At 63.4% G+C, this 21,526-nt stretch carries 16 protein-coding genes and 1 tRNA gene; 10 read left to right on the forward strand and 7 right to left on the reverse strand.

The genetic code is table 11. The features are described from left to right. Nucleotides 1-49 precede the first annotated feature (49 nt). Together BM045_RS06150 and BM045_RS06160 are read right to left on the reverse strand one after the other, a co-directional pair. Complete coding sequence (locus BM045_RS06150; RefSeq protein WP_092180613.1) at nucleotides 50-310, reverse strand: hypothetical protein; 261 nt, start codon at nucleotides 308-310, stop codon at nucleotides 50-52. A 530-nt stretch (nucleotides 311-840) separates the two neighbouring features. Further along, nucleotides 841-1,464: a DNA-3-methyladenine glycosylase I gene (locus BM045_RS06160; RefSeq protein ID WP_092180617.1), complete on the reverse strand. Its 624-nt coding sequence runs from the start codon at nucleotides 1,462-1,464 to the stop codon at nucleotides 841-843. Nucleotides 1,465-1,605: 141 nt separating this feature from the next. Here BM045_RS06160 and BM045_RS06165 point away from each other — a divergent pair, with 141 nt between their 5' ends. Both BM045_RS06165 and BM045_RS06170 read left to right on the forward strand, forming a co-directional pair. After that, nucleotides 1,606-2,232: a L,D-transpeptidase gene (locus BM045_RS06165; RefSeq protein WP_244522892.1), complete on the forward strand. Its 627-nt coding sequence runs from the start codon at nucleotides 1,606-1,608 to the stop codon at nucleotides 2,230-2,232. 63 nt (nucleotides 2,233-2,295) lie between these two features. Beyond that, complete coding sequence (locus tag BM045_RS06170; RefSeq protein ID WP_170848398.1) at nucleotides 2,296-4,323, forward strand: TadE/TadG family type IV pilus assembly protein; 2,028 nt, start codon at nucleotides 2,296-2,298, stop codon at nucleotides 4,321-4,323. A gap of 22 nt (nucleotides 4,324-4,345) precedes the next feature. Here the strand turns inward: BM045_RS06170 and BM045_RS06175 are convergent. After that, nucleotides 4,346-4,422 (reverse strand) — tRNA-His (locus BM045_RS06175). A gap of 268 nt (nucleotides 4,423-4,690) precedes the next feature. Between BM045_RS06175 and BM045_RS06180 the strand changes: the two genes are divergently transcribed. The 8 genes from BM045_RS06180 (at nucleotide 4,691) to BM045_RS06215 (ending at nucleotide 16,681) form a co-directional block, all read left to right on the forward strand. Next, nucleotides 4,691-7,348 carry a sensor histidine kinase gene (locus BM045_RS06180; RefSeq protein WP_092180625.1) on the forward strand — a complete coding sequence of 886 codons (2,658 nt, stop codon included), beginning with the start codon at nucleotides 4,691-4,693 and terminating at the stop codon, nucleotides 7,346-7,348. Nucleotides 7,349-7,563: 215 nt separating this feature from the next. Beyond that, the gene (locus BM045_RS06185) at nucleotides 7,564-8,607 is read left to right on the forward strand and encodes an extracellular solute-binding protein (protein ID WP_092180628.1); all 1,044 of its coding nucleotides are present in this window, start codon (nucleotides 7,564-7,566) and stop codon (nucleotides 8,605-8,607) included. Nucleotides 8,608-8,869: 262 nt separating this feature from the next. Continuing rightward, nucleotides 8,870-9,901, forward strand: a complete 1,032-nt coding sequence (locus BM045_RS06190) for an extracellular solute-binding protein (RefSeq protein ID WP_092180631.1) — start codon at nucleotides 8,870-8,872, stop codon at nucleotides 9,899-9,901. Nucleotides 9,902-9,933: 32 nt separating this feature from the next. Next, nucleotides 9,934-11,532 (forward strand): ABC transporter permease, encoded by a 1,599-nt coding sequence (locus BM045_RS06195; RefSeq protein WP_092180634.1) that lies wholly within the window; start codon nucleotides 9,934-9,936, stop codon nucleotides 11,530-11,532. Nucleotides 11,533-11,615: 83 nt separating this feature from the next. Beyond that, nucleotides 11,616-13,097, forward strand: a complete 1,482-nt coding sequence (locus BM045_RS06200) for an ABC transporter substrate-binding protein (protein WP_092180637.1) — start codon at nucleotides 11,616-11,618, stop codon at nucleotides 13,095-13,097. A gap of 239 nt (nucleotides 13,098-13,336) precedes the next feature. Continuing rightward, nucleotides 13,337-14,290 (forward strand): ABC transporter permease, encoded by a 954-nt coding sequence (locus BM045_RS06205; protein WP_092181018.1) that lies wholly within the window; start codon nucleotides 13,337-13,339, stop codon nucleotides 14,288-14,290. Beyond that, nucleotides 14,287-15,126 carry an ABC transporter permease gene (locus BM045_RS06210; protein ID WP_092180640.1) on the forward strand — a complete coding sequence of 280 codons (840 nt, stop codon included), beginning with the start codon at nucleotides 14,287-14,289 and terminating at the stop codon, nucleotides 15,124-15,126. Before BM045_RS06205 ends, BM045_RS06210 begins: the two co-directional genes overlap by 4 nt. Beyond that, a complete protein-coding gene (locus BM045_RS06215) occupies nucleotides 15,113-16,681 on the forward strand; it encodes a dipeptide ABC transporter ATP-binding protein (protein WP_092180643.1) in 1,569 nt (522 codons plus the stop codon). Before BM045_RS06210 ends, BM045_RS06215 begins: the two co-directional genes overlap by 14 nt. Nucleotides 16,682-17,190: 509 nt before the next feature. On the opposite strand, the gene BM045_RS06220 is transcribed toward BM045_RS06215, so the two are convergent. The 4 genes from BM045_RS06220 to fsa form a co-directional block, all read right to left on the reverse strand. Next, nucleotides 17,191-18,861 carry a beta-galactosidase BglA gene (locus tag BM045_RS06220; RefSeq protein WP_244522893.1) on the reverse strand — a complete coding sequence of 557 codons (1,671 nt, stop codon included), beginning with the start codon at nucleotides 18,859-18,861 and terminating at the stop codon, nucleotides 17,191-17,193. A 67-nt stretch (nucleotides 18,862-18,928) separates the two neighbouring features. Then, complete coding sequence (locus tag BM045_RS06225; protein WP_092181024.1) at nucleotides 18,929-19,588, reverse strand: UPF0149 family protein; 660 nt, start codon at nucleotides 19,586-19,588, stop codon at nucleotides 18,929-18,931. A 65-nt stretch (nucleotides 19,589-19,653) separates the two neighbouring features. Continuing rightward, the gene (locus BM045_RS06230) at nucleotides 19,654-20,736 is read right to left on the reverse strand and encodes an Mrp/NBP35 family ATP-binding protein (protein ID WP_092180646.1); all 1,083 of its coding nucleotides are present in this window, start codon (nucleotides 20,734-20,736) and stop codon (nucleotides 19,654-19,656) included. 72 nt (nucleotides 20,737-20,808) lie between these two features. Further along, nucleotides 20,809-21,462: a fructose-6-phosphate aldolase gene (gene fsa / locus BM045_RS06235; RefSeq protein WP_092180649.1), complete on the reverse strand. Its 654-nt coding sequence runs from the start codon at nucleotides 21,460-21,462 to the stop codon at nucleotides 20,809-20,811. Nucleotides 21,463-21,526: the final 64 nt, after the last annotated feature.

Here is a 21,526-nt window from a genome sequence, read left to right on the forward strand (position 1 = left end):
AGGTTACGGAGCAATGGCGGGGAGACCGGAAAACCGGCCTCCCCGATCCTTACATTCCAGGCCTTCGCAGCGGATCTGGAATGCCGGAACGGCTTGGGATGTCGAGCCAGTGGGCAGCGTCTGCGACCGGCGACAGGCCGATATCGGCCCGCAGGCGGGCGGGTATGTTGGCGGGCAGCCGCGGACGGTTCCACCAAGCGCTGATCGCGGCCCCCAGAACAGACAGCAGACCGCGCTGGTGCACGGCATCGGCGATGGAGAATTCAAGGCGCAGCACGACGCTGCCCTCACGAGGGATATCGTAAGACATGACGGTTTCCGGGCGCGCGCAAACGCGGACCGGCCTCTGTTGGGTTCAGGTGATGATGAGCACAATCAGGACGCAGAGCGACCCGGTTTCAGCACATCACGGTTGGGAGAGTGTCCAAGGCACCGAAGTGCCGGGGGCGACGAACGGGCGAGGCTCAGGCCTGGCGGGTATGTCGCATTTTGGGACCCTGGTGGCGTACGAACATGACTGTCATGGATGTGCCTCCCTCGGGTTGGCGTTTTTGGACACCTAATTCCTAGCTCGCGATTCCGTGATCCGCAAGCGCAGATGTGGCGGGTTGACGCAGGGAGGGGATGGGTGTGGCCGGGAAGCCACAGATGCATTGGGCCGAGATATTTCAGTCGACACCCTCCCCCCCTGTGGGGGAGGGATCAAGGGAGGGGGTGAGCCACAGGCGCTGTGCCTGCGGAAGGGTACCCCCTTCCTGCTCGATGACGGACTTAGCGAAGGGCTAAGTCCTATCTCGCTTCCCTCCCCTCAAGGGGGAGGGTAGTCGACTGAGAGATCAGCTACTTCGGCCGCACCAGTGCCGCCCGTTCCGCTTCCACCTCATCACGACAGAAGCACCCATCCATATGGTCATTGACCAGCCCCATGGCCTGCATGAAGGCATAACACGTCGTCGGGCCGACGAATTTGAAGCCACGCTTGCGCAGGTCCTTGCTGAGCCGCACCGAAGCCTCGGTCTGCGCCAGCTGGCGCAGACTGGCCCAGCTCAGATCATTCGGGCGATGTTCGGGCCTGGTCTCGAACGACCAGAAATAGGCGGCGAGCGAGCCGAATTCGGCCTGCAGTTCGAGAGCGCGCGCCGCGTTGTTGATGGTGGCGAGGATCTTGCCGCGATGGCGGATGATTCCGGCATCCTGCAGCAGGACTTCGACGTCCGCGTCCGTCATCGCAGCGACCTTGGCAATATCGAAGCCATGAAACACGGTACGAAACCGTTCGCGCTTGCGCAGAATGGTGATCCAGCTCAGCCCGGACTGGAAGCCTTCGAGGCAGATCTTTTCGAACAGCCGCGTATCGGAAGTGACCGGACGGCCCCATTCGCGATCGTGGTAGTGGCGATAGAGCGGATCATCGCCCGGCCAAGGGCAGCGCGGCAGACCGTCGGGGGGCGACTCAATGGACATAGTGCGAGCTTAGCGCAGGCTTTATCGCGGCGCTAACCAACAGACTTATCAATGGTTTCACCATGTGGATTCACGGCGTGTTGGCCCTTGGCTGGCACTATCCGCGCAAGCCGGAAATCCGGCAAACACAGGTGGATGAGCATGGTCGGGATCAAAACGGGTGGTGCAAGCCTTCTGGCATTGCTGATGGCGCTGTCGAGCGTCTTGCCGGCGACGGCGCAGGGTCTGCAGCAGGGCTGGCGCTTTGCGCCCCCGCCGGGCATCACCGTGGTCAATCATCCGCCGCGCCATGCGCTGCAATTGCAGGCCAATACCCAGGTCAATCCGGTGTTCCTGCGACAGGTGGTGCAATATCCGACCAGCGAACGCAGCGGCACGCTGGTGGTCGATACGCGGGCGCATTTTCTATATTTCGTGCTGGGTGACGGCCGCGCCCTGCGCTACGGCATCGGCGTCGCCAAATCCGGCTTTGAGTGGAGCGGCACGCATCAGGTGACGCGCAAGGCCGAATGGCCGAGCTGGACGCCGCCGGCCGAAATGCTGCAGCGCCGGCCAGAGCTGCCGCGGCATATGGAAGGCGGACCGAACAATCCGCTCGGCGCGCGGGCGCTTTATCTCGGATCGACGCTCTATCGCATCCACGGCACCACCGAGCCGTGGAGCATCGGGCAGAATGTTTCGTCAGGCTGCATCCGCATGACCAACGCAGACGTGATCGATTTGTACGAACGCGTAAAACTTCACAGCAAGGTGGTTGTCCTTTCCTAAGGATTTTCCAGCAGTTTAGGCTTGGCTCCAGCGCGGGGCGCGTGAGCTATGGGTGCCTGTTCGATGCATGGTCTGTCTTCCCTGATCCGCCGTTTCGGTCGTGACGAAAGCGGCGTCTTCGCCGTGATTTTCGGGCTGATGGCCATCGTGCTGGTCGCGCTCGGCGGCGCCGTGGTCGACTATGTGTCACTGGAGCAGACCCGCAGCCGCAGCCAGGTGGCGCTCGACGCCGCAGCGCTGGCGCTGCATTCGCGTATCCTGGTGACCACGCCGGACAAGGCCAAGATCCAGAGCGATGCGCAGGCCCTGGTCAATGACCGCGTCGGCCAGTCCGGCATTGTGGTAATCAACAATACGGTGATCGATAAGACGCAGGGCTCGCTGTATTTCACCGCCAACATGACGGTGAATACCTTCTTCGTGAACCTTGTCGGCGTGAAGACGCTTAGCGCCAATATCCAGTCCGAGGTCAAGCGCGGCTCGATGGATGTCGAAGTGTCGGTTGCCGTCGATATCACCGGCTCGATGAATGACACTGTGCCCAAAGCCGGCAGTGGCTGGCAGACCGAAACCAAGATTGATGCGCTGGAGCGCGCCCTCGGGCAGCTGATCGACCTCGTGGTCAAGGATTCCCAGACGCCAAGCTATTCCAAGATGGCCATCGTGCCCTATTCGATGGGCGTCAATGTCGGCAGCACCTGGGCCCCGACCATACGCGGTGCGGTGAAGGCCCCAACTGCGATTACCGCGATCACCTGGTCAACCGGTGGAGACAAGACGGCCACCGATGCCGTGGTGCAGAACTCCAGCAACGGCTACGCCGTGGAAGTGACCTCAAACAACCACGGCTTCGTCAACAACGACTATATCTATGTTTCGCCCACCCCCCTGTTTCAAGGCATGAGCCAGATCGGCAACACCATTTTTCAGGTGGCCTATGTCGATGCCAACAAGTTCCGGCTTAAGGACCTCAGTGGCAATGTCGTCAATGGCCGCTATTACGGCTCCTACAACAAGCTGACGCCCTACACCGTCACCAAATGCCTGGTCTCGACCTGCGAGCTCGTGGTGCAGTCGGCCAACCATGGCCTGGCTGCTGGTGCCAATGTTTATATTTCGGGCGTCAGGGGCATGAACAGCTATTCTGCCATCAATGCCTACAACCGCTACAACCAGTATCCGACCAGCGACAGCACGGCCTATAATTGGATCAACAACCAGTCGGTCGACAATAACGACTACCGCTTCCTTGTCTGGCAGATCGGCGCGGTGGCGACCAATACCTTTGTGCTCAGCGGCACCGCCAGGACCAATGGCAAGAATTACGGCACCTATACCAGCGGCGGCACTGCCGCTTGCGTCACTGCCGGCTGTCAGTACTACCTTTACCAAAACCGCTACAGCTCAACCAATACCAACACCAGCTGGCGCCTGCAGCAGATCAGCACCTGCGCGACGGAGCGCACCACCAATGGCCTCAGTGACGCCTCTCCAGCCACGACGCTGATCGGCCGCAACTATCCGACCGCCGCAAATGCCTGCCCGGATGTGGTGATCCAGCCGTTGACCTCCAACAAGACCGTGCTGCATGCGCTGGCGGATGACCTGCCCGCCGTCGGCTCGACCGCCGGTCACCTCGGCATTGCCTGGGGCTGGTATATGGTATCGCCCAATTTTTCCGGTCCGTGGCCGGCAGCCAGCCAGCCCGCGCCCAAGACCGAAAAAAACGTGATCCGCGCCGTGGTGCTGATGACGGACGGCGCCTTCAACACCTCCTATTGCAACGGCGTGATCAGCCAGATTTCCGGCACCGGCAGCGGTGACGAAAACACCAAGATCAACTGTGATCCCGCCAATGGCGATTCCTTCACCCAGGCGCAGAAGCTGTGCGATGCGATGAAGGCCGCCGATCCGCCGGTGCGCATCTATACCGTGGCTTTTGACGTCGGCGACATCCAGGCCGCCAAGGACATCATGGCCAATTGCGCCACCGACTCGTCCTACGCCTTCGAAGCCACCACCGGCGCAGACCTCGCCTCCGCCTTTTCCAAGATCGGCGAAAACCTGTCCTACCTGCGCGTAACGCGGTGACGGTTGCTGCTGTGGGAAGGAATGGTACCACCTCTCGGGATCGAACCGAGGACCTCTAGATCCACAATCTAGCGCTCTAACCAACTGAGCTAAGGCGGCAAATGCTCTGCAAGGGATGGCCGAATGCTCGTCCCGAAAGCGGGCGGAACATAGGTCGAGAATTTCGAGATGACAAGCGGTGATTTCGCCTGTGGATGACGGATTTGTCATCGCAGCCGGCTTAACCATCCTTGAGGAAGCCTGGGGCTAGGCTGAGGGCTGCACTGGACCGGTTCCGGCGCAGTCTATATTGAACAAAGCTTAAGATTGCCGCAAAAATTGTGCCGTATTGGTACGCTTTGCCCGCATCCGGAGAGTTCTAGCCTAGATGGATGCCGACTGGACCACATCGCCAAGCGCCCGCCGCGTGCTTCAGCATGCCGCGGATTCGCGCCCGGCCTGGCTGTGGTCGCAGGATGGCCAGCAGTTGCTGTGGGAAAACGCCGCTGCACCGCTGTTCCTGGCCAAGCTCAAGAAGCACGGGCTGAAGCTGGCGCCGCCGGCCGTGCCGATCAAGGGCCAGATTGCCCGCAATATCCGCCTTGGCTCGCCCGGCCGCACCAGCCTGGCCCGCATCCAGTTTCTGGCCGGCGACAAGCCGACCTCAAGCACCTGCGCCACGACGCCGCTCGTCTGGCAGGACGGCCAGACCGTGCTGCTGGTGGTCGGTGTCGATCCGATTGCCGACGAAGTGCTGGCGGCGGCGGGCGACGATTCGGATGTGATAGAGGACGCCGCCGCCGTCACCGTCGAAGAGACAGTCGAACATACCGAACTCCCTCCTGTGGTGGAGGCCGAGCAGACTATCCCGGCTGAGGTGGACGCTGCTCACGCTTCATCCGATGAACAGGCGACAGAGACACAGATCGAGTCGGAGACCACCGAACCCTTCATGCCGCAGGTCGATGATATCGCCGCCGCGCAGGATGCGCTGGACGAGCCCGAACATATCGACACGCAAGACACGCCTCGCCCCGAGGTCGCCGAAGAGGTGACCTATGCGCAGGAGCTGGAAAACTGGCGCGAAGCCGAGCCGGACGGCGTTGCGACGCTGGAGCTGGTGACCGAGCCGGAACACCCTGCCCAGGATCCAGAGCCGGAAGACGCCCCCGCAGCCAGCCGCCTGAGCCTTTTGGTCGATCGCCTGGCAGCCGACGAGGCGCTGTTCACGCCGCTGACCGAGGCCGATGACGCGCCGCTTAATCTGGTCACCGAGCCGGAGCCCCCTGCCCTGGCCGAGAGCGCTGACGATCGTCCCGCGCCCGAAGAGGCCGAACCGCCGCTTGAGCTGAGCGATGCCGAGGCGGATCAGGACGATCTGGTGGCGCTCGACGGCGTGACCGATCCCGTGGAATCTTCGGCCGACGAGCCGGAAGTTGCCGACAGCAACAATGAACGCATGGCCAAGGCCTTTGCTGATCTGCCACCGGCCGATCCCGAGGCCGTCGAGCGCGTGTCGCGCTATAATTTCGACGAGCTGGCCCGCATCCTGACCGACCGGGTCGGCGATCCGGCGCCGGCTGCCCCGGCAGTGCCCGCCCCTATTGATCCACAGCGCACCGGCGCCCTGATCAACCTCGGTGGCGAAACGCTGGTGCTCAATCGCCTGCCGCTGGGCATCTTGGTGTTCCGCGACCAGCAGGTGCTGTTTGCCAATCGCGCCATTACCGAAATGGTTGGTTATGGTTCGGTGGAAAGCCTGCGCGCTGCCGGTTTGGCCGCAGTCTTTCCGGCCGCCGGACCCGATGGCGAGGGTGCCGGCCCGGTCAATCACCTGGTGCAGCGCGACGGCACTTTGGTGCCGGTCACCGCGCGACTGCAGTCGATTTCCTGGCAGGGCAAGCCGGCGCTGATGCTATCGGCCAGCACCACCGAGGTGCGCACCGGCCACGAAGCGGCCGTGGCCGCCTTTGCTCGCAACTTTGCCGATCTGCGTGGCGATGGCTTTTTCGAAACCACTCGCGCCGGCGTGATCAGCAGCATCACGCCCAATAGCGCCAGCCTGCTCAATGACCAGGGCATGCTCGAAGGCAAGGCATTGTCGGCGCTGATTGCCCCCATCGATGGCCCCGAACTGCGCGCCTTCCTTGAGCGTCCGGCCCGCTTTGCCGAGACGGAACGTCCCGTGCTGACCCTGCGTGCCGCATCGGGCATCGCCGACATCATGCTGTTTGCTCAGGGCCAGGCCGGGGTCATTACCGGCTATTTCGGCTTCGTGCGGGCCCGCGAGGCGACACCCGTCCGCCTGCCGGCCAGCAGTGGCGATGCCGATCCGGCGCTGCTGGCGCGGATCAGTCGCGGCGTGCGGCGGCCGCTCAATACCATCATCGGCTTTGCCGACATGCTGCGCTCGCAGGCGGGTCTGGTGCAGGATGAGCGTTACGAGAGCTATGCGCAGGATATCAGCACGGCCGGCCAGGAAATCGCCGCGCTGGTCGATGAGCTGGACGACTATGCCCGCCTGCGCGATGGCCGTTACCTGCCGCAGCGCGCCAGTATCGAGCTGACCGGCCTGCTCGAAAGCTGCGTGTTGCGCATTCGCCAGCAGGCCAGCGGCGCCCGCGTCATCGTGCGCAATGCGATCTCCGAAACCCTGCCGCGGGTCACCGCCGATCGCGCCTCGCTGGCCCAGGCCGTGCTCAACCTTCTGGCCAGCGCCATCGACCAGACGCCGACCGGCGGCGGCGTGGTGATTTCGGCGCAGCGTGGCGACGATGGCAGCATTGCCGTGCATGTGCGCGACAGCTCCAACAATGCCGTCGACATGGCCGAGCGCTTCGTGGTGTTCCGCGATGGCGTCAGCCGCAGCGGCCAGGCCATGGTGCCGGTGCGCTCGAGCATCGGCCTTGCCCTGACGCGGTCGCTGTTGGCGGTGAATGCCTTCTCTCTCTCGGTCGATCCGGCCGGCGAACAGGGCATGCTGTTCACCATGATTATCCCGGCCGATCTGGTGGAAAAGACTGCAACACCGCAAGTCGAAGAATAATCCCGACAATATGCGCTTCTATATGTCGCATGCGCATAAGTGGATCGCGGCGGTCAGCTAATCGACTGTTTTTGCTTCATTTCGCCAGCGGTTCTTTGAACCGTTCCAGACTGCAAGATATTGATAGACCTCGCGATTATTGACGCGAGGAAATCTTCTGCGACACATCTCCACTGCGGCGGGACCTTGAACCCCGCTCAATAGGGAGATCTGACATGACGACCAAGCGCCTTGCCCTGACCCTTCTCGGTTCGGTGGCCCTCTGCGGCCTAGCCATGCCCGCCTTTGCCCAGAGCGGCGAAGTCAATATTTACAGCTATCGCGAGCAGAGCCTGTTGCAGCCGCTGCTCGACAGCTTCAGCGCCGAAACCGGCATCAAGGCCAATGTGCTTTATGCCGGCGACGGCCTGCTCGAACGCGTTGCCGCCGAGGGCGAGCTATCGCCCGTCGATGTCGTGCTCACCGTGGATATCGGCAATCTGGTCGGTGCCGAAGAGCAGGGCCTGACCCAGCCGATCACCACCGCGGCGCTGGCCGAACGTGTGCCCCCCGCATTCCGCGACGAAGACGCCAACTGGACCGCGCTGTCGCTGCGCAGCCGCGTGTTCTATGTCTCGAAGGATCGCGTCGACGCCACCGCGCTAACCTATGAAGACCTCGCCAGCGAGGAATGGGCCGGACGCGTCTGCACCCGTCCAGGCGACCACGCCTATAATATTGGCCTCATTGCCCACTATATCGCCGTCAATGGCGAAGAGGCCGGCCGCGAATGGCTGACCAATGTGCGCGACAACCTGGCTTTTGCCCCCAATGGCAATGACCGTGCGCAGGTCAAGAATATCCTGGATGGCACCTGCGATCTGGCGGTGGTCAATACCTATTACATGGGTGCGATGCTCAACAACGACGCCGAGCCGGAGCAGAAGGATTGGGCCGCTTCCGCCCGCATCATCTATCCGAATGCCGAGGCCGACGGCACCCAGGTCAACGTCGCCGGCGGCTTCATCGCCAAGCATGCGCCGAATGCCGAGAACGCCAATGCGCTGATCGAATTCCTGCTGTCGGACGAAGCCCAGGCCATCTATGCCGATACCAATTACGAATTCCCGGTGGTGGCATCGGCGCCGATCAACGAACTGGTCGCCAGCTGGGGCACGCTCAAGGCTTCTCCGGTGGCGCTGACCGAAGTGGCGGCGCATCGCGCTACGGCAGCGGCACTGGTCGATGAGCTGAAGTTCAACGAAGGCCCGCAAAAGTAAGGCTTATGACGTAAGCGAAGAGTACCACCACCCAACCCCTTCGGGGCCACCCTCCCCACAAGGGGGAGGGATAAGAGGCATCGAGTTCGCTGAGCGGGCAATTCCCTCCCCTGAATGGGGAGGGTGGCCCCGGAGGGGTCGGGTGGGGTGATGACTGGCCGCTGGCCAAAGTGGTTTCCTCGATCCAAAGCTGATCCACCAACTCAGCTTGACACCTCCCCCCGCCCAGTCGCACAACCCTTGGTCATAGATGGAGATTTCTATGACGGGCTGGCGGAAAATTGGCTGTATCGCAGCGCTGCTGACGCTGGCGGGACCGGCCGTCGCCCAGAGTGGCGCCGTCAATGTCTATACCTATCGTGAGCCCGGCCTGATCCAGCCGCTGCTCGACGTCTTCACCGCCGAAACCGGCATCAAGACCAATGTGCTGTTTGCCGCGGACGGGTTGATCGAGCGCGTTGCCGCCGAGGGCGAGCTGTCGCCAGCTGACGTAATCATCACCGTCGATATCGGCAACCTGGCCAATGCCAAGGAGATTGGCATCACCCAGCTGATTTCCGCCGCAGCGCTGGCCCGCGCGCCGGACCAATATCACGACCCCGACGGGCAATGGGTGGCGCTGTCGCTGCGCGCCCGGGTGTTTTATGCCTCGGTCGATCGGGTGACCGAAACCGCGCTGAGCTACGAAGATATCGCCGGGCCAGAATGGAAGGGTCGCCTCTGCACCCGTTCGGGGCTGCATGCCTATAATATCGGGCTGATCGCCACTCGCATCGCCCATTGGGGCGTCGACCGGACTCGCACCTGGCTGACCGCCGTGCGCGACAATCTCAATCACGCCCCGACCGGCGCCGACCGCGATCAGGTCAAGCAGATCTTCGACGGCACCTGTGACCTGGCCATCGGCAATACCTATTATATGGGCCTGATGCTGACCAACGCAGCCGAGCCTGAGCAAAAGCAATGGGCTGAGGCTGCGCGGATCATCTATCCCGACGCGACCGGCGATGGCACGCAGGTCAATCTCTCCGGTGCGGTTGTCGCCAAATATGCGCCCAACAAGGCCAATGCCGACCTGCTGGTGGAATTCCTGCTCTCCGACGAAGCCCAGCATCTCTATGCCAGCGGCAATTACGAGTTCCCGGTGGTCGATGGGGTCGAAGCCTCCGAACTAGTGGCCAGCTGGGGTGCGCTCAAGGCCGACACCACGCCCATGGTCGAAATCGCCGCCCATCGCAAGGAAGCGGCGGCGCTGGTGGATGAAGTCAAGTTCGACGAAGGCCCGCAGAACTGAGCCGGATTTTTCGCAGCTTCAGCCTGCCCGCAGTGCTGCTGCTGCTGCTGGTGGCCCTGGCGGGGCTGCCGATCCTCTGGCTGCTGTGGTCGGCGCTGGCGGCTCTCGGCAGCGGCAGCAATGGCCTCGCCGCCACCATGCTGCCCACCGCCTTGCGCGAGACCGGCACATTGATGGTCTGCGTCGGTGTGCTCACCGGCGCCGTCGGCCTCGTCGCCGCCTGGCTGGTGACGCATTACGACTTCCCGCTTCGAAAGCTGTTCGACTGGGCGCTGGTGGTGCCGCTGGCGGTACCGACCTATCTCGCCGCCTATTCCTACGTCGAATTCCTCGACTTCACCGGCCCGCTACAGACGGCGCTGCGCAGCGTCAACGGCGCCACCTCGCTGAAGGATTACTGGTTTCCCGACATCCGCAGCGACTGGGGCGCCGTCTTGGTGTTGTCCTCGGTGCTCTACCCCTATGTCTACGTCGCCTGCCGCGCCTTCTTCCTGATGCAGTCGGCCAGCCTCAATATCGCTGCCCGCACCCTGGGCGCCGGTGGCATGCGAACCTTCTTCACCGTCACCCTGCCGCTGTCGCGACCAGCGCTGGTGGTGGGCATGACGCTGGCCATGATGGAGGTCGTCAACGACCTCGGTGCCGTGCAGTATTTCGGCATCAATGCCATCACCGCCATCATCTATTCCACCTGGATCAACCGCTCCGACTTCGGCGGCGCGGCGCAACTGGCGGTGACGGTGGTCTTGGTAATTGGCCTGCTGATCATCGCCGAACAGCGCGCCCGACGCGACCGGGTCTATCTCGCCAGCCGCGACAATCGCGTGCCGCCTGCCCGCGAAATCCTCCAGGGTCCCCGACGCTGGCTGGCCTTCACATTCTGCCTTACTCTCCTCGCCCTCGGCTTCGGCATTCCCGTCGGCCAGTTGACCTATTCGGCCTTCCGCCTTGTGCTGCCCGAAACCATCACCTTAACGCTCAATGCCTTTATCCCGACCGTGACCCTCGCCAGCCTCGGCGCCCTGATCACCGTCATCCTCGGCCTTGTCGCTGCCAAGCTGGCGCGACGTGGCCCGGTGAGCGGCGGCGCGATCCGGCTCGCCACGCTCGGCTATGCCATCCCTGGCACCGTTCTCGCGCTCGGCCTGTTGCAGCCGCTCGGCCAGGCCGACCTCTGGTTCAACCGTATGACCATGGCGCTGTGGGACTGGCGGCCCGGGCTGATCCTCTCCGGCTCGATGGCCGCCCTGCTCTATGTCTATGCCATCCGCTTCCTCGCGGTCAGCCATTCAACGCTCGACGCCGCGATGAAGAAGCGCGGCGATTCCATGCTGGCTGCTGGCCGCGTGCTGGGCGAAAGCGGGTTGGGCCTGCTGTTCAAGATCGACCTGCCCACCCTGATGCCCGCCATCCTCAGCGCTGCCACGCTGGTCTTCGTCGAAATCGTCAAGGAATTGCCGGCCACCCTGCTGCTGCGCCCGCTGGGAATCGAGACCTTGGCGACACTGGTCTATAGCCGCGCCAATGTCGGGCTCTTCGCCCAGGCGGCGCTGCCCGCACTCTGCATCGTGCTGGCGGGGCTAATTCCGGTCATTCTTGCTACGGTTCTTGGGGATCGTAGGAAAGTATAACCGGCCACCCTGCTGCCATGTTAGTCGCGCTGCCCTATATGATGCGGCCAAGGCGCGAATACGCGCAGCGTGGGGATAGATTGATGAACAGGATCACCAAGGCAATCGGTTTGGCGCTGGCCTTCAGCACGGCAGTGGCCGGCATGGCCATGGCGCAATCGAGCGAAGTGCGGATCGGCGTGGCGCTTGAGCCACCGGCGCTGGACCCGACCGCCGGCGCGGCGGAAGCCATCGACATCGTCACCTATCAAAACATCTTCGAGGGCCTGACCCGCATCGACCAGACCGGCGCCGTGCAGCCGGGCCTGGCCGAAAGCTGGACCATTTCCGACGATGGCCTGACCTACACCTTCAAGCTGCATGACGGCGTCACCTTCCATGACGGCACCAGTTTTGATGCCGAAGACGTCAAGTTCACCTTCGAGCGCATCCTGGCCGAAGACAGCACCAACGCGCATCGCGAATTCTTCACCCCGATCACCAGCGTCACCGTAGTGGATCCGCTGACCGTCGAGCTCAAGCTCGAGCGTCCGATCGGCCGCTTCCTGTTTGATCTGGGCCGTGGCGATGCGGTGATCGTGGCGCCGGAAAGCGCCGACAACAATGCCAATGAGCCGATCGGCACCGGTCCTTTCGCTTTTGTGCAGTGGGACAAGGGCAGCCGGGTAATCCTTGAAGCCTACCAGCCCTATTGGGGCGAGCCGGTGCATCTGAGCAAGGCCACCTATGTCTTCATCGGCGATACTGCGACGCTGACCAATTCCCTGCTGGCCGGTGACATCGACGGCACCAACAACTTCGGCCAGGAAGCGCTTGGCGTTTTCGAGGGCAATCCGCAGTTCACCATTCTGGCCGGTTCGACCGAGGGCGAAACCATCCTCGGCACCAATAACCGCAAGGCGCCCTTCGACAACCTCAAGGTCCGTCAGGCCATGGCCCATGCGCTGGATCGCCAGGCGATCATCGATGGCGCCACCTATGGCTATGGCACGCCGATCGGCAGCGCCTTTGCCCCGCACAATCCCTATTATGTCGACCTGACCGGCACCTATCCGCATGACGTGGAAAAGGCCAAGGCGCTGCTCGCCGAAGCCGGCTATCCCGATGGCTTCAGCGCCACGCTGAAACTGCCGCCGCTGGCCTATGCCCGCCTCTCCGGCCAGATCATTGCCAGCCAGTTCGCCGAGGTCGGCATCAAGCTCGAACTGATCAATGTCGAATTCGCGCAGTGGCTGGAAGACGTCTATACCAACAAGGACTTCGACCTCACCATCATCAGCCATGTCGAACCCTTCGACATTGGCAATTACGCCAACCCCGACTACTACTTCGGCTATGACAACCCTGAGTTCCAAGCGCTGATCGAGACCCTCAATGGCACGACCGACGAAGCCAAGCGCAAGGAACTGGCCGTGGAGGCGCAGACCATTCTCGCTGACGACGCGGTCAACGGCTACCTGTTCCAGCTGCCACAGACCGGCGTGTGGAATTCCAAGCTTACCGGCATGTGGAAAGATTCGCCCATCGAGGGGCTCGTGCTGCGGGATATTCGCTGGACGGAGTGACACTTCCATACCGGAAATGAGCCTTTTCGGCCTTCTGCTCCCTCTCCCCTCAGGGGAGAGGGTAGCGACGCCAGGAGCGCACGCGACGTGGCAGAGCTGGGGTGAGGGGTGCGATGCTGATCGATCATGCCCTGCCCCAACATCCCACCCCTCACCCGGCGCTAACGCGCCGACCTCTCCCCTGAGGGGCGAGGTGGTCCAGTGATCGCCGGTAATGTTTTGGCGGCATGGACAGCACCATGATCCTCTTCGCCCTCCGCCGCTTCCTCGGCTTTGCCGTCACCCTGCTCGTCGCCGCGCTGGTGATCTTCTGGCTGCTCGACCTGCTGCCGGGCGATCCGGCGCAGTTTATCCTCGGCATCAATGCCACCCCGGAATCCGTCGCCCGCCTGCGCCTGCAGATGGGCCTCGATACCCCCGCACCAGAGCGTTTCATCGCCTGGATCTGGGGCATGCTGGGCGGCGATTTCGGCATGAGCTATACCCAGCGCGCGCCCGTCGGCGAGCTGATCTGGGGCCGCCTCGGTGTCACCCTGCCGCTCGCCATTTTTGCCATGGTGATTTCTGTTGCCGTCGGCCTGCCACTCGGCATTCTTGCCGCCCGGCGCCGCGGCAAGGCGCTGGATACGGCCGTCATGGTCGTCGCCCAGACCGGCATTGCCATTCCCAATTTCTGGTTCGGCATGCTGCTGACCCTGCTGTTTGCCGTCGTGCTGCGCTGGCTGCCGCCCGGCGGCTTCACGCCCTGGCATGAAAATCCGGGCCTGGCCTTTCGCGGCCTGATCCTGCCCAGCCTGGCGCTGGCCCTGCCGCAGGCCTCCATCCTTGCCCGGGTGATGCGCACCGCCCTGGTCGATGTTACCAGCCAGGATTACATCCGCACCGCCCGCGCCAAGGGGCTGACTATGGGCGAGGCAGTCTGGCGGCATGGCGTGCGCAATGCGCTGCTGCCGGTGCTGACCATCCTCGGCCTGCAATTCGCCTATCTCGTCGCCGGCACGATCATCGTGGAAAACGTCTTCTACCTGCCCGGCCTCGGCAAGCTGATCTATACCGCCATCCTGGAGCGCGACCTGATCCTGGTGCGCGGCGCCACCATCATTCTCATCCTTGCCGTCACCGCCACCATGCTGGTCACCGACATTGCCTATGCGCTGGTCGATCCGCGCCTGCGCGAACGGAGCGCCTCATGAAGCGGCTGTTTGCCCATCCGAGCCTCGCCATCGGCCTGATCGCCACGCTGATCTTCCTCGCCATCGGCGTGGTCTCGCTGGTCTGGACGCCCTTCCCCATCGAGCAGATCGATATCCCTCGCCGCTTCCTGGGCCCGACGCCGGAACACTGGCTGGGCACCGATAATCTGGGCCGCGACATGCTCTCGCTCGTCATGGCCGGCACCTGGACCAGTTTCCTCGTCGCTGCCGTTGCCGTGGTGATTGGCATGGGCGTCGGCGTGCCGCTCGGCCTCGCCGCAGCCGCCTGGGGCGGACCGGTCGAATGGCTGGTGCTGCGGCTGTCCGATTTCATCTTCGCCTTCCCGGCGGTGATCGTCGCCATCCTGGTCACCACGCTGATCGGCCCCGGCGCGCCAAATGCCATCCTCGCCATCGGCATTTTCAACATTCCGGTGTTTGCCCGCGTGGCGCGCGGCGGGGCGCTTAGCGTCGCAACGCTCGACTTCGTCGCGGCTGGTAGGCTGGCTGGCCTCAACAATGCGATGATTGCCTGGCGGCACCTCTTGCCCAATATCATGAGCCTGCTGATCGTTCAGGGCACCATCCAGATGTCGCTTGGCATCCTGTCGGAGGCAGGGCTGAGCTATATCGGATTGGGCACCCAGCCACCGGAAACCAGCCTCGGGCTGATGCTCAAGGACGCGCAGGGCCTGTTCCTGATCCATCCGCTGCTGACCATTATTCCGGGGCTGGCCATCGTGCTGATCGTCATCGCCCTCAACATTGCCGGCGACGGCCTGCGCGACGCCATCGATCCCCGCCTGCGGCAAGGAAACCCCAATGTCCTTGCTTGAAGTCTCCGATCTCTCGATCCGCTTCGGCGCCACTGAAGTCGTCTCCGGCCTCAGCTTTGCTATCGCGCCCGGCGAGCGCTTCGGCATCATCGGCGAAAGCGGCTCGGGCAAGACGCTGACCTCCCTGGCCATCGCCGGTCTCCTGCCGGAAGGCGCCAGCCTGACCGGCCGCATTGCCCTCGATGGCGCGCCCATGCCTGCCTCCGAGCGCGACATGGCGCGCCTGCGCGGCCGTCGCATCGGCATGGTGTTCCAGGAGCCGATGACCGCGCTCAATCCCCTGATGCGGGTCAGCGAGCAGATCGCGGAATCCATCCGGCTCAACCGCGACAATGCCGCCGTGCAGCTCGAAGTGCCGGCCCTGCTCGGCGAAGTGGGTCTCGACCCCAGTCACGGCAGCCGCTTTCCGCATCAGCTCTCCGGCGGCCAGCGCCAGCGCGTGATGATCGCCATGGCTTTGGCCAGCCAGCCGGACCTGCTGATCGCCGACGAGCCGACCTCGGCGCTCGATCTCATCACCCAGCGCAAGGTGCTCGACCTGATTGCCGAAATCTGCGCGCGCCGCCACATGGCCCTGCTGTTCATCAGCCACGACCTCAAGGCCGTAGCTCGCCTCTGCACCCGCGTCGCGGTGATGCATCGCGGCCGGCTGGTCGAGCGTGGCGAGGCCGCGCAGGTGTTCGCCTCGCCGCAGCAGGACTATACGCAGAAGCTGGTCGCCGCCTCGCGCTTCGACCCTTTGCGCGCCGAACGCCCGCCGATCGGCGGCACATTGCTCGAAGTCGACGGCGTGACCCGCGACTATCGCCAGAACGGCTTTGTGTTCTGGGCCGAAAAGTCGCTGCGCGCCGTCAATGAGGTGCATTTTTCCGTCGCCCAAGGCGAATGCCTGGCGCTGGTCGGCCCCTCCGGTTGCGGCAAGACCACGCTGGCCAAGATCATCGTCGGCCTCGATCGCGCAACCAGTGGCGCGATCCGCCTCGACGGCACCAGCTACCACGGCTCCGACCTGCCTAAGCCCCTGCGCCGCGACATTTCCCTGGTGTTTCAGGACCCCTTCGGCAGCTTCAATCCGCGCCGCAGCATCGGCGACTCGCTAAGCGAACCCTTGCGGCTCGAACCCGGTCTCGACCGGCCAGCCATTGACGCGCGCCTTGTGGAAGCCGTCACCGCCGTCGGCCTTCACGCCGATATGCTCGACCGCTATCCGCATGAATTCTCCGGCGGCCAGCGCCAGCGCCTCGCCATAGCCCGCGCGCTGGTGACAAGGCCAAAATTGCTGGTGCTGGACGAACCCGTCTCCGCCCTCGACGTCTCCGTCCGCGGCGAAGTGCTGGCACTTTTGGCGCGCCTGCAACTCGAATTCGGTCTCACCTACTTGATCATCAGCCACGACCTCGACATGGTCGCGGCGATTGCCGACCGCGTGCTGGTGATGGAGGCGGGCAGGATCGTCGAGGAGGGGCGACCCGAACAGATCTTTTTCGCGCCGCAGCATAGGCTAACGCAGGAACTGGTCGGGGCGAGGCTGCCGGATATCGGGACGCCTGCGTAACCACAGATCGTGGCTCCCATCACCCTACCCGACCCGTCCGGGGCCACCCTCCCCATACAGGGGAGGGAGAGGAGAGTTCAGCAAACTCGATGCCGCTTATCCCTCGCCCTTGTGGGGAGGGTGGCCCCGGAGGCGTCGGGTGGGGGTGCGATGTTTCGGCTCAAGCAGAGACGCTTAACAAACGCATCCCCCTGCCCCACCAGCAAAAACCCGAAATCTATCCACGCCCCATCCAACCTGCCGCATACTCTCCCCATACCCGCCACACACGCGGCCCCGACGCAGGGCCGGGCGGGGCGACCGTGGGAGAGGGGCGCTTCTCCAGTGGGGTTGGAAACTCGGCAGCCGGACCTGCAAGAATGGTACCGCCTGAACCGGACCCTGTGCAAAAGCGGATCGTGACGGGCGGCCTTTGGGCCACTCTACTAAACTCTTGAGGTCCAATGGCCGCCCGTTACTCGTGTCTCCGTAAGCCGAAAGGCCGGGCGGCGCTTTCGGACGTCTGATGCCTAGACCACCGCGATATAGGCCCCGAACGGCTCCAGATCGATCTCGCCATCGATCACCGCCGCCGTAACGCCCGGGCAGCCGGCATCGCTCGGCGCCAGACCCGCCGGCACGACGAATTCGGCCGCCACTTCGCCCATGTTGAAGACGCAGAGCAGGCGTTCGCCGTCATGCTCGCGGATGAAGGCCAGCACATTGCCACTCGCTTCGAGCAGGCTGATGTCGCCCTTGATCAGCGCCGGATGGGCGCGGCGGAAGGCTAGCAGGGCGCGATAGAATTCCAGCACCGAGCCGTCGACATTGTGCTGGGTGTCCACCGCATGCAGCAGGTGTTCGGCCGGCACTGGCAACCAGGTGCGGTTGGCGGTGGAGAAGGCGCCATTGGCGGAATGGGCCTGCCAGACCATGGGCGTACGGCAGCCGTCGCGGCCCTTGAACTGCGGCCAGAACTCGATGCCATAGGGGTCGACCAGATCCTCGAAAGCCAGCTCGGCCTCCTTGAGCCCCAGCTCCTCGCCCTGATAGAGGCAGACCGAGCCGCGCATGGCGAGGATCAGCGTCGCGGCGAGGCGGGTGAAGGCCGCCTCCTGCCCATGTACCGCCCAGCGGCTGACATGACGCACGACGTCGTGGTTGGAAAAGGCGAGGCAAATCCAGCCGTCCGGCGCGCCGGCTTCGGTGGCGCCGATCGACTTGCGGAAATGCTCGGCAGAGAATTCGCCGCCGAGATAATCGAATGTATAGGCCATATGCAGTCGGTCGTCGCCCGAGGTGTATTGCGCCATGATTTCGAGCTGGTGCTGGCTGTCGCCGATCTCGCCCACCGTGGTGGTGCCGGGATATTCGTCCATCATGGCGCGCAGGCGCTTGAGGAAATCGAGGTTTTCCGGCCGCGACTTGTCGAACAAGTGTTCCTGGAAATTATAGGGATTCACCGCGGGGGCAGTCGAGGCGTTGAAATCCTCGGGCTTGACCACGGGGTTGGATTCCAGGCCCGTCGAGTGGAAATAGAAGTTCACCGTATCGAGGCGGAAGCCATCGACGCCGCGCTCCAGCCAGAAGCGCATGTCGCCCAGCAGGGCATCCTGCACATCGGGATTGTGGAAGTTGAGGTCGGGCTGGGAGACCAGGAAATTGTGCATGTAATACTGCATGCGCCGGCTGTCCCACTGCCATGCCGAGCCACCGAAGATGGAGAGCCAGTTGTTCGGCGGGGTGCCATCCGGCTTCGGGTCGGCCCAGACATACCAGTCCGAGCGCGCATTGGTGCGGTTTTGCCGGCTTTCGGCGAACCAGGCGTGCTTGTCGGACGAATGGGAAATCACCTGGTCGATGATGACCTTCAGTCCCAAGGAATGGGCCTTCTGCACCAGCCGGTCGAAATCCTCCAGCGTGCCGAAGCTGGGGTCGATGCCGCGGTAATCGCTGACGTCATAGCCGAAATCCTTCATCGGCGAGGTGAAGACCGGCGACAGCCAGATAGCGTCGACGCCGAGGTCGGCGACATAGTCGAGCCGGCTGGTGATGCCGACCAGATCGCCGACACCGTCGCCATTCTGGTCCTGATAGGAGCGCGGATAGATCTGATAGATCACCGCGCCGCGCCACCAGTCGCGGTCCACCGTGGTTTCGTCAGCAGTCTTGGGCTCGGTCATCAGCGAGGTGGCAGTCATGGACGGCTCCGGCTATCGATGGAAGTGAATGCACGATCTGTCCCGCTGCGATGCGGCAGGACTAAGGTCAGCTGGCGCCGTGGCATTTCTTGTATTTGAGCCCCGAGCCGCACGGGCATGGATCATTGCGGCCGACGGCATCGCTCCTGATCGGGGTCTGCGGCGTGGCGAGGCGATGGGCGCGATAGAGCGTGCCGACGATTTCGGGAATGAGATGCGGCGCATCCTGCTGCAGCTTGATCATCTCCGGATCCTTGGCGTCTTCGTCGCTGATCGCGGGATCGCTAGCTGCCAGCAGCGACATGATGCCGAAAGCGGCCTCCTGCGCCTGGGATTCCTTGTGGCTCTGCAGCAGCTTTTCCCAGGCGTCAAAGCTCAACCCGATCGCCGCCTCGAAGCCGGCGATCCAGACTTCCCAGATCACACCGTCTTCCTCGTCGAGCTCATAGAGCGGCTCGTAGCGGGCTTCGGCCAGTTCGGTATTGATCTGCTCGTAACGCGCCATGACGGCTGAGGTCAGTTCGGCCTGATTGACAGCCGGCACGTCGAAGTCCTCACCACCCCAAACCAATGGCAAAAACGTCTCGGGCGCGACCAACTCCGGGCCGGCGGCAATGCCGCAGAGATAGCCGTCGAGCTCGCTGAGCAGCATGCCGTCATCGCCCAGCTCGGTCAGCATGGCATCGAGGCGCTGCTGGCTCTCGGAGAGTTCTTCGAAGTCGTCCATGCTCAATCCAATCCGCAGCGATCCATGCAACAATGCCTGCCCGCAAGATGGATGAAAAGCAAGCCTCAGCGCTCTCGCAACGCCGGCGTATTGGTCAGGATGGTGCGCGCAATAGCCCGATAGGCCTCCGCTTCCGGACCATTCGGCGCAGACGCAACCGGCGGGTGCCCGGCGTCGGAGCCTTCCCGGATCGACATGACGAGAGGCACTGCGCCGAGGAAAGCCATGTTCATCTCGGCAGCGGCGCGTTCGGCGCCGCCGGAGCCGAAGATGTCGTAGCGGGTGCCGGTGTCAGGGGCGACGAAATAGCTCATATTTTCGACAAGGCCCAGGATCGGCACGCCGAAGCGGGGCAGCATGTCGATGGCCTTTTTGGCATCGATCAGCGCCAGGTCCTGCGGCGTCGACACGATGACCACGCCATCCACTTCGGCCTGCTGGAACAGCGAAATATGGATATCGCCAGTGCCGGGCGGCAGGTCGATGACGAGAATGTCGAGCGGACCCCAGTCGGTCTCGCGCAGCAATTGGCGCAGAGCGGAAGTGGCCATCGGACCGCGCCAGACCACCGCCTGATCCTTGACCAGCATGGAGCCGATAGACATGGCCTTGAGGCCGAACGCCTCGTGCGGCGAGAAAATGCCATCGTCGCGAATGGCGGGCTGGCCTTCGAGGCCGAGCAATTTGGGGATGGAGGGGCCGTAGAGATCAGCGTCGAGAATGCCGACCGTGAGACCCTCCGCCTGCAGCGCCAGAGCGATATTGACCGCCGTGGTGGACTTGCCGACGCCACCCTTGCCGGAGCCGACGGCGATGATGTGCTTGATCCCGGGCACGGGAGTCTTGCCGGCGGGGACCGGCTTGCCATGCGAGAAGGTCGGGCCGGATTTAGGAGGTGCCTTGCCGCCGGTCAGCGAGACCATGACCTTGCGGGTGCCGCCGAGCTTCTGCGCCACGGCGGCCGCCTGTTCGCGGGCCGGGCCGAAGGCGGCCTCCATGCCGGGCGCGACGGCAATGGCGAAGGCGACGGCGCCCGGGGTGACGATGATATCGGAGAGGCCGGCATAGCCGGACAGGTCACCGCCGCCGGGGATTTCCACGGCAGCGAGCGCAGCTTTGATGGCAGCGGCGAGTTCGGTATCGGCCATGCGAGCCCCCAAAATGCAGAAGACCTCACCCTAGGGAGAGGTCTTCCGGGTGATCGGCGTCGTCAGAACAGACTAAAGGATCGACTGGCCAGTGGCCTTCCAGTCCTTGAGGAAGCCTTCGATGCCGGCATTGGTCAGCGGGTGGTTGGCCAGCTTGCGGATCACGTCGGGCGGAATGGTCGCGACGTCCGAACCGGCTAGCGCAACCTGGGTCACGTGGTTGGGCGAGCGGATCGAGGCCGACAGGATCTGGGTTTCGAAGCCATAGTTGTCATAGATCTGGCGGATGTTTTCGATCAGCTCGACGCCATCGAGATTGATGTCATCGAGGCGGCCGAGGAAGGGCGAGATATAGGTGGCGCCGACCTTGGCTGCCAGCAAAGCCTGGTTGGCCGAGAAGCAGAGCGTGACATTGGTCTTGATGCCCTTGTCGAAGAAATGCTTGGTGGCTTTGAGGCCATTGAGCGTCAGCGGCAGCTTGATCACGACGTTGTCGGCAATCTTGGCGAGGTGCTCGCCCTCGGCGACCATGCCGTCATATTCAAGCGAAGCAACTTCGGCCGAAACCGGGCCGGGAACCAGCGCTGCGATCTCGGCGATGACTTCCTTGAAGTCGCGGCCCGACTTGGCGATCAACGACGGGTTGGTGGTGACGCCGTCGAGGAGACCGGTCTCATAGAGCTCCTTGATGTCCTTGATTTCCGCAGTGTCGACGAAGAACTTCATGGTATCCTCCTGAGGGCCCGTTAGGCAAAAGATGTAGCACGGCAAAGGCTTGCCGCAAGGTCAA

The sequence above is a fragment of the Devosia sp. YR412 genome (assembly GCF_900110945.1).
Lineage (GTDB): Bacteria > Pseudomonadota > Alphaproteobacteria > Rhizobiales > Devosiaceae > Devosia.